The following is a 9248-nucleotide window of genomic DNA, read 5'->3' as shown; positions in this document are numbered from 1 at the left end:
CCCCAGTCCCCGCGCCCCAACGCGCCCGGTTTTTTTACTACAACATAATACCCCCCGGCCGAGGGGGTTACCACGGGTCCCCCAATGACAAACAAAACCTGTGGGGGGGGGGGCGGGCCGGGGGGCCGCCACGGCGGTTATTCAGAATTCCTGCTGATGTGCCGGGCCGACAGGCTTTCTCGGCTGGAAGGTATAACCCACCTGACCAGAAAGTACTTTGTTCGCCCGTTGGATATCGATGTCCTTTTCCCAGCGCGCGATGGCCACGGTGGCGACGCAGTTGCCGATCAGGTTGGTCAGCGCCCGGCCGATGCCCATGAACCAGTCCACTGCCAACACCAGCACCAGGCCAACCACCGGAATTGCCGGGATTGCCGTCAGTGTTGCCGCGAGAATCACCAGCGCCGAGCCGGGAATCCCGTGGGCACCTTTGGAGGTGATCAACGACACCAGCAGAATGGTCAGCAGGTCGGTCATGGCCAGCGGCGTGCCGGTGGCATTGGCGATGAACACGATGGCGAGGGTCAGGTAGATCGAGAAACCGTCCAGGTTGAACGAGTACCCGGTCGGAATCACCAGCCCGACCGTCGAACTGCCGATGCCCAGATGCTCAAGCTTGCGCATGATTTGTGGCAGCACGGCGTCGGAAGAAGCGGTACCCATCACGATCAGCAGTTCTTCGCGCAGGTACTTGAGCAACGGCCACATCTTCAGGCCCGAAAGGCGCATCACCAGGCCGAGAATCAGCGACACAAACGCCACGCAGGTCAGGTAAAACAGGCCAACCAGGCTGCCCAGGTGCTGCAGCGAATCCAGGCCATATTTGCTGGTGGTGAAAGCGATGGCGCCGAACACGCCGATCGGCGCCAGACGCACGATCATGCCCATGATGCGGAAGATCACGTGGCTCAGCTCATTGATCAGTCGGGAAATACCCGACGCTGCTTCGCCCACCAGGTTCAGCGCACTGCCGAACAGCACCGAAAACAGCAGCACTTGCAGAATATTGTTCTCCGCGAAGGCGCCGATGACCGAGGTCGGGATCAGGTTCATCAGGAACTGGGAGGTGGTTTGCATGTGCTGACCGCGCTGGGCGATGTCGCCCATGTCGGCAGCGGAGAGCTGATCCAGATGAATGTTCGCGCCGCTGCCGATGCCGGTGGTGAAAGCGAACACCAGACCAATCACCAGGGCGATGGTGGTCAGGATTTCGAAGTAGATCACCGATTTCAGGCCGATGCGCCCGACCTTCTTCAGGTCGCCGGCACCGCTGATGCCGCTGACCACTACGCAGAACACGATCAGACCGATGAGCATCTTGATCAGTTTGATGAAGCCATCACCGAGCGGTTTGAGCTGGGCGGAGTATTCAGGAAGGGTCAGCCCACAGACGATGCCGAGCACCAGTCCGAGAACCACTTGGAGGAAGATAGAACGCGAGCACCATCTGAGCATGGGAGGAATCCTGGTCGGTGTCCTGGCTGCCGTGCGCTTCGCGCATCAGATTCAGGACTTAATTATTGTGGTCTTACCGGTATGTCCAGTGCAGGCGCAGTCTAGGCGCTGTTTTTGGGTGATCGCAAGCAAATTTTGAGAAATTGGCATGACCGGTCTTACCAGTTGGGCGCAATGCCCCGACCTTGAGCCTTTTCGCTGTTTGAAAAAAATCGCGGGCATAAAAAAACCGGCCATCACTGGCCGGTTTTTCATTGCTGCGGTTCTGCGGGCTGATTAAGCGCCGTACACCGGCAGCTTCTTGCAGATGGCCTTGACCTTCTCACGAACGGCGTCGATCACCGCTTCGTTGTTCAGGTCCGCCAGGATGTCGCAGATCCAGCCGGCCAGTTCTTTGCACTCTGCTTCCTTGAAGCCACGAGTGGTCACAGCCGGAGTACCGAAGCGCAGGCCGGAGGTGACGAACGGGGAGCGTGGATCGTTTGGCACGGAGTTCTTGTTCACGGTGATGAACGCTTTGCCCAGAGCGGCGTCAGCGTCTTTACCGGAGATTTCCTGCTTGATCAGCGACAGCAGGAACAGGTGGTTCTGAGTACCGCCCGACACGACGTCGTAACCGCGCTCGATGAACACGCCGGCCATGGCCTGGGCGTTTTTCACCACTTGTTGCTGGTAAGTCTTGAACTCAGGTTGCAGTGCTTCCTTGAAGCAGATCGCTTTGGCGGCGATCACGTGCTCCAGCGGGCCACCCTGGGCGCCCGGGAATACGGCGGAGTTCAGTTTCTTCTCGATGTCGGCGTTGGCGCGAGCCAGGATCAGGCCGCCACGTGGACCGCGCAGGGTCTTGTGCGTGGTGGTGGTCACGACGTCAGCGAAAGGTACCGGGTTCGGGTAGACGCCAGCGGCGACCAGACCGGCCACGTGGGCCATGTCGACGAACAGGTAGGCGCCAACCTTGTCAGCGATTTCGCGGAAGCGCGGGAAGTCCAGAATCTGCGAGTAGGCAGAGAAACCGGCCACGATCATTTTCGGCTTGTGCTCGACCGCCAGACGCTCGACTTCGTCGTAGTCGATCAGGCCATTGCCGTCGATGCCGTACTGAACGGCGTTGTACAGCTTGCCGGAGGAGGAAACGCTGGCACCGTGGGTCAGGTGACCACCGTGCGCCAGGCTCATGCCCAGGATGGTGTCGCCCGCTTGCAGCAGCGCCAGGTAAACGGCGCTGTTGGCTTGCGAACCGGCGTGTGGCTGAACGTTGGCGTAATCAGCGCCGAACAGTTCTTTTGCACGGTCGATGGCCAGTTGCTCGACCACGTCGACGAACTCGCAACCACCGTAGTAGCGCTTGCCCGGGTAGCCTTCGGCGTACTTGTTGGTCAGTACCGAGCCTTGAGCTTCCATGACCGCAGGGCTGGTGTAGTTTTCCGAAGCGATCAGCTCAATGTGCTCTTCCTGGCGCTGAGCTTCTTGCTCCATGGCGGCAAAGAGATCGGCGTCGTACTTGGCAATAGTCAAATCACGGCTGAACATGGCGGTCCTCAGGGATCGGGGCAGAAAAGGGGGGCATTCTAACCCAATGGGTTTTAGATGGCATATGAAAGGACATCATGTCGCAGACAAGTGGGCTTCATGACGGGATCAGCGGTGATCGTGCTGGCCTGTGGCGAGGGAGCTTGCTCCCGCTGGGCTGCGAAGCGGCCCTAAAAATCTTGTGAGCGCTGCGCACTCAAGCGGGAGCAAGCTCCCTCGCCACAGTGATTGCGTTTCAGTCGAACATGAATAGCGCATCATTGCTGAACTGCGCCTCAAACCGGTTCGCCGGCATCGGCCGGCCGAACAGATACCCTTGAACCTCGTCGCAACCATGCTCACGCAGGAAGTCGAGTTGCTCGTGGGTTTCCACGCCCTCGGCGATAACCGCCAGGTTCAGGCTGTGGGCCATGGCGATGATCGCGCGGGCAATCTGCGCATCCTGCTCACCCGACGGCAGGCCGTCGACGAAGGTGCGGTCGATTTTCAGCACGTCGATGGGGAACTGCTTGAGGTAGTTGAGCGATGAGTAACCGGTGCCGAAGTCGTCGACCGCAATGCTCAGGCCGAGGTTTTTCAGCCCGGCGAGAATCTGCATCGCTTCGCTGACTTCGCGCATCAGGATACTTTCGGTCAGTTCCAGCTCCAGGCACGCCGGCGGCAGGCCGGTTTCCTTGAGGATGGTGGCGATCCGCGTCCCGAGTTGGCCGTCGGAGAATTGCCGGGCCGAAATGTTCACCGACACCTTCGGCACCCGCACCTTGGCCTGATGCCAGGCCTTGAGCTGACGGCAGGCCTCGCTGATCACCCAGTCGCCGACATCCACCACCAGGCCGAGCTCTTCGAGCACCGGAATGAAGTCTCCCGGCGGCACCAGACCGCGTCGCGGATGGCGCCAGCGCAGCAAGGCTTCGGCGCCGGTCAGGCGTTTGCCATCGCCGCTGAACTGCGGTTGGTAATAGAGGACGAATTCGTTCTGCTCCAAGGCGTGACGCAAGTCGCTTTCCAGTTCCAGACGCTCCAGGGCGCTGGCGTTCATGTCGGCCTGATAGAACTGGAAGTTGTTCTTGCCACGCTCCTTGGCGTGATACATCGCGGTGTCGGCGTTTTTCATCAGCTGGCTGAGTTCGTTACCGTCCTGAGGGCTCAGGGCGATGCCGATACTGGCGGTGACGAAGAACTCGCGGCCTTCAAGCACGAACGGTTTCACCAGGCTGGCGAGAATCTGTTCGGCCACATGAATCGCCCGGTTCAAGGCAATTTCACGGTTGGCCCGCGGTTGCAGCAGCAAGGTGAATTCATCGCCGCCCATGCGCGCCACGGTATCGTCATCATCGACACAGCCGAGCAGGCGCGTGGCCATTTCCTTGAGCATGCGATCGCCAGCGGCGTGGCCCAGGGAGTCGTTGATCGGTTTGAAGCGGTCCAGGTCGAGGAACATCAGCACCACCCAGGACTTCTGCCGTTCGGCCGATTGCAGCGCCGTGTGCAGGCGATCCTGGAACAGTGTGCGGTTGGGCAGGTGGGTCAAGGCGTCGTAATAGGCGAGGCGGTGAATCCGCTGTTCACTGGCCTTGCGTTCGCTGATGTCGCTGAAGAAGCACACGTAGCTGGCCAGATCGCCTTCGTCATCCAGCACCGCCGTGATCCCGACCCAGGCCGGGTAGTGCTCGTCATTGCGTCGTTTGAGCCAGACTTCGCCTTCCCACGTGCTGTGCTGATGCAATTGCTTGAGCACGTAACGCAGATGGGCTTCCTGCTGATCATCGACGGTCAGCATGTTCGGCAACTGGTCGAGCACTTGCTCTACCGCATAACCGCTGACACGGCTGAAGGCTTCGTTGGCCTGGACGATGTAGCCGGCCGGGTCGGTGATCAGGATCGCCGAGGTCGAGTGTTCAAATACGGTCGCGGCCATGCGCAGGTCTTTTTCGGCCCGGCGTTGCTGGCTGATGTCGCGACCGACGCCCAGTACGCCTTCGAATGCACCGTGTTCGTCCCAGACCAGCACCAGCCGCAGTTCGATAGGAATCTTGCGTCCGTCGGCCCGCAGGCAGTCGAACAAAAACAGTTGGGTCTGTACCTGGCTGCGCAACAGCGCCAGTTGGTCGGGTTTGTTCAGCGCTTTGCTGACCCGGTCCATCAGGCTGTAAATGCCGGTCAGCTGTTGCGGGTTGGCGATGGTCGATTGCCAGCCGTTCTGGAAAATCCAGTCGACGTCGTAGCCCAGCACGGCTTGCACCGACGGGCTGACGTAGTTGAGCGCCATCTTGCTGTCGGTTGAGAAAATCACGTCGCTGATGCTTTCGGCGAGCATCCGGTAACGCTGCTCGCTGTCGCGCAGGGACTCACTGGCTTCAATCTGATCGGTGATGTCCTTGGCCACGCCGATGATCCGCGTGACCTGATCATGCTTGTCCCGCGCCAGCGCCTGTTCGCGAATGTCGAAGCGCCGCCATTTACCGTCCCGGTGGCGGAAGCGCAGCTGGCATTGCATCAATTGTCTGTAACCCGCCTGGCGCTGGGTTTGGCGCGAGCGGTGGTAGAAGTCGGCATCTTCGGGGTGCAGCAGAATTTCCCAGAAATACTCGCCCATCTGGTGCAATTCGGTACGGTTGTAACCGAGTGTCTGGCCCAGGTGGTGGTTGCTGTAAATCATTCGCTGGCTGATCACGTCCTGCACGTACAGATGATCCGGCACGGTGCGCACCACATCGGACCAGAATCCTTCGCGCTCCAGCAGCGACAATTCGACAAGCTTGCGGCTGGTGATGTCGGTGATGCTCAGGATCACCGCTTTATAGTCGTCCTGGTCTTCCGGCAGACGCAGGACCAGCCACAAGTGCTGGTCGCGGCCATTGGCGTCTTGCAGTTTGATTTCCAGTTCAAGCTGTTTCTGCTGGTTGAGCACCGCGTCGAGCACTTGATTGCCGATGGCGGTGCCGTCCTGCGGGTTACCGTCGATCAGCAGTTTCCAGGCTTGATCGCACGTGCTGACGTTGAGCAGTTGCAGGGCGACCAGGTTGACTTCGGTGATGCGCAGTTCCTGCAGCAGCTGCTGGCGTTGTTCCGGTGTTTCGAGCCAGGCCTTCAGTTGTTCGCCGCTGTACAGCTGAGCCTTGTCGAAGAAGCTTTTGAGCCCGGACACGTCGAGTACACACAAGGCGACGCCGGTGCCTTCGAAAATATCCTGGTAGCGTCGACGGCCTTCATGTACCTGGCGTTGGCGGCGGCGCATGTTCAGCAAGGCGATGAACGGCAGGAGCGAGAAGGCCAGGCCCAGAAGGCATTTGCCGATGAACGCCGGCAGCAGCTGTTCGATCACCCGTTTCCGGTCGAACAACCCGCGCAGTTGCCAGTCGCTGTTGCTCAGGGGCACGGTCAGTACGCTGTTGGCCTGCTCGTCCGGTGTCATTACTGCCGGAGTGGCTGAGAACTGCCCATCGTCGCGGCTGATGATCTGGTGATTGACGCGGTTTTCCACCACCCACAGCGGGCGAATACCGGTTTCGTTTTGTTTGGTCAGTGACGAGAAAAATGTCGGCGTCAGGCGCAGAACCCAGTAGCCACGGGTGCTACCGCTGGCTTGATGCAGCAGCAGATGCACTACCGAACCGTTATTGGCGTTGCTGAAATAATGGGCCTGGGCGCGACTGCGCCGGACCAGTTCGCTCAGGTAGTCGGCATCGTCGCTGTTGTCGGCGCTGTCGGTGAGGATTTTCCCGGAAGGGCTGAGCAACGCGAGGCTGCGCAGCTCGGGCAAGGATTTTTGCAGTTTGAGAAACAGCACCTGCTGTTCGTCGGCACTTTGCGGTTGTTCGACGATCGGTAGCAGGTTGAGGGCGATCTGGGCGTTCAGCGCCATGTTCAGGCTGACTTGCGAGGCCAGATCGGCGGTGTAGTCGATGGTGTACTGACGCTGGCGTTGTTGGGTATCGCGCAGTTGATCCAGCAACTGCCAGAACAGCAGCGCGAGCAACAACAGGACGAGCGCCGCCAGCGCGCCCTTCAAGGACCCACGCAGGGTTGAGCCGGTCGCAGGATTGAGTGCGGTCACGGACGATGAGGGAGTGACATTAGACAAACTGTAATCCTGCGGTTTGGCTGGACTGGCGCGACGTGCACTATAAGCCGGACGCCCGGAGGGCGGCTAGCATGCCCTGAGTTGTGGCAAAGTGCCAGTCCCGCTCGGCTGGACTGCCTTCCGTCAATCAGGTAGCTTTGCCGGTTACGCGGGAGCGTTCCAGCTCCTAGAATCAGGCTTTTTCAGCGCGCACGTATTGATAGCTATCAATCGGACGACGCGCACGGCCTGGCCGGGCATCGCCCGCGCCCCAATCATTCATCGTTCACTGACCCTAGGTTCTCCATGGCTCAATACGTATTCACCATGCATCGGCTGGGTAAAGTTGTTCCGCCGAAGCGGGAAATCCTGAAAAACATTTCGCTGTCCTTCTTCCCTGGCGCCAAGATCGGCGTACTCGGCCTCAACGGTTCGGGTAAGTCCACGCTGCTGAAAATCATGGCGGGCGTCGACACCGAGTTCGAGGGCGAAGCCCGTCCGATGCCGGAGCTGAACATCGGCTACCTGCCGCAAGAACCGATCCTGGACCCGACCAAGACCGTGCGTGAAGTGGTCGAGGAAGCGGTCAGCGTGATCAAGAACGCCCAGGCGCGCCTGGACGAGGTCTACGCGGCTTACGCTGATGAGGATGCCGACTTCGACAAACTGGCCGCTGAACAAGCCAAGCTCGAAGCCATCCTGCAAGCCAGCGACGGTCACAACCTGGATCGCCAACTGGAAGTCGCCGCCGATGCGCTGCGTCTGCCGGCCTGGGATGCCAAGATTGAATTCCTGTCCGGTGGTGAGAAGCGTCGTGTGGCCCTGTGCCGCCTGCTGCTGTCCGCCCCCGACATGCTGCTGCTCGACGAACCGACCAACCACCTGGACGCCGATTCCGTCGCCTGGCTGGAGCACTTCCTGCACGATTTCCCGGGTACCGTGGTTGCGATCACGCACGACCGTTACTTCCTGGACAACGTTGCCGGCTGGATCCTCGAGCTCGACCGCGGCGCCGGTATCCCGTACGAGGGCAACTATTCGGGTTGGCTCGAAGCCAAGTCCGATCGTCTGGCTGCCGAATCCAAGCAGCAGTCGGCCCACGAAAAAGCCATGAAGGAAGAACTGGAGTGGGTGCGCAAAGGCGCCAAGGCCCGCCAGTCCAAATCCAAGGCTCGTCTGCAACGCTTCGAAGAAATGCAATCGCAGGAATTCCAGAAGCGCAGCGAAACCAACGAGATCTACATCCCGGCCGGTCCACGCCTGGGCGACAAGGTCATCGAATTCAAGAACGTTTCCAAGGGTTATGGCGATCGCGTGCTGATCGACAACCTGTCGTTCTCCATGCCTAAAGGCGCCATCGTTGGTGTGATCGGCGGTAACGGTGCCGGTAAATCGACCCTGTTCCGCATGCTGATGGGCAAGGAAACGCCGGACTCGGGCACCATCGAAGTCGGCGAAACCGTGCAACTGGCGTGCGTCGATCAGAGCCGCGAAGACCTGGACGGCAGCAAGACTGTGTTCCAGCAAATCTCCGACGGTTCGGACCAGATCCGCATCGGCAACTACGAGATCCCGTCGCGCACCTACGTCGGTCGCTTCAACTTCAAGGGCGGCGATCAGCAGAAGTTCGTCAAGGACCTGTCCGGTGGTGAGCGCGGTCGCTTGCACCTGGCCCTGACCCTGAAAGAGGGCGGCAACGTCTTGCTGCTCGACGAACCATCCAACGACCTCGACGTTGAAACTCTGCGTTCCCTGGAAGAAGCCCTGCTGGACTTCCCGGGCGCTGCCATTGTGATCTCTCACGATCGGTGGTTCCTTGACCGCGTCGCAACTCACATCCTGGCGTACGAAGACGACTCGCAAGCGGTGTTCTTCGAAGGCAACTACACCGAGTACGAAGCCGATCGTCGCAAACGCCTCGGCGAAGCGGCTGCTCAGCCGCACCGTGTACGGCACAAGAAACTGGCCTGATTTCAGGTTGGTTGCATGAAAGAACGGAGCCTTCGGGCTCCGTTTTTTTTATTCATTTTTCAGTGGCACCGCGGTGTATTCATCGCTGGCAAGCCAGCTCCCACAGGGTTTATGCACTGTCTCTAATCTGATGAACCACGCCTTAAACTGTGGGAGCTAGCTTGCCAGCGATGTCGGTGTAACTGTTGGTGCAGTATTCAAGGAGCGAATCCCTGTTTTGGTGCAAAAG

4 protein-coding genes are annotated in these 9248 nt (G+C 59.7%); 1 reads left to right on the top strand and 3 read right to left on the bottom strand.

Annotation, left to right across the window (positions count from 1 at the left end; genetic code table 11):
* Positions 1 to 141: 141 nt before the first annotated feature.
* The 3 genes from QF010_RS28870 to QF010_RS28860 form a co-directional block, all read right to left on the bottom strand.
* A complete protein-coding gene (locus QF010_RS28870; protein ID WP_033054264.1) occupies positions 142 to 1455 on the bottom strand; it encodes a C4-dicarboxylate transporter DctA in 1314 nt (437 codons plus the stop codon).
* A gap of 276 nt (positions 1456 to 1731) precedes the next feature.
* Complete coding sequence (gene glyA / locus QF010_RS28865) at positions 1732 to 2985, bottom strand: serine hydroxymethyltransferase (RefSeq protein WP_033054266.1); 1254 nt, start codon at positions 2983 to 2985, stop codon at positions 1732 to 1734.
* 235 nt (positions 2986 to 3220) lie between these two features.
* The gene (locus QF010_RS28860; RefSeq protein ID WP_429534441.1) at positions 3221 to 7069 is read right to left on the bottom strand and encodes a sensor domain-containing protein; all 3849 of its coding nucleotides are present in this window, start codon (positions 7067 to 7069) and stop codon (positions 3221 to 3223) included.
* Positions 7070 to 7354: 285 nt separating this feature from the next.
* Between QF010_RS28860 and ettA the strand changes: the two genes are divergently transcribed.
* The gene (ettA, locus tag QF010_RS28855; protein WP_033054271.1) at positions 7355 to 9019 is read left to right on the top strand and encodes an energy-dependent translational throttle protein EttA; all 1665 of its coding nucleotides are present in this window, start codon (positions 7355 to 7357) and stop codon (positions 9017 to 9019) included.
* Positions 9020 to 9248 lie beyond the last annotated feature (229 nt).

The sequence above is a fragment of the Pseudomonas silensiensis genome (assembly GCF_050434865.1).
Lineage (GTDB): Bacteria > Pseudomonadota > Gammaproteobacteria > Pseudomonadales > Pseudomonadaceae > Aquipseudomonas > Aquipseudomonas fluorescens_W.
This window is presented reverse-complemented; position numbering and strand designations above follow the sequence as displayed.

Excerpts from the sequence above, each read along its gene's own strand:
- ettA (WP_033054271.1), top strand. The coding sequence starts at position 7,355 with ATGGCTCAATACGTATTCACCATGCATCGGCTGGGTAAAGTTGTTCCG.
- QF010_RS28870 (WP_033054264.1), bottom strand. The coding sequence starts at position 1,455 with ATGCTCAGATGGTGCTCGCGTTCTATCTTCCTCCAAGTGGTTCTCGGA.
- glyA (WP_033054266.1), bottom strand. The coding sequence starts at position 2,985 with ATGTTCAGCCGTGATTTGACTATTGCCAAGTACGACGCCGATCTCTTT.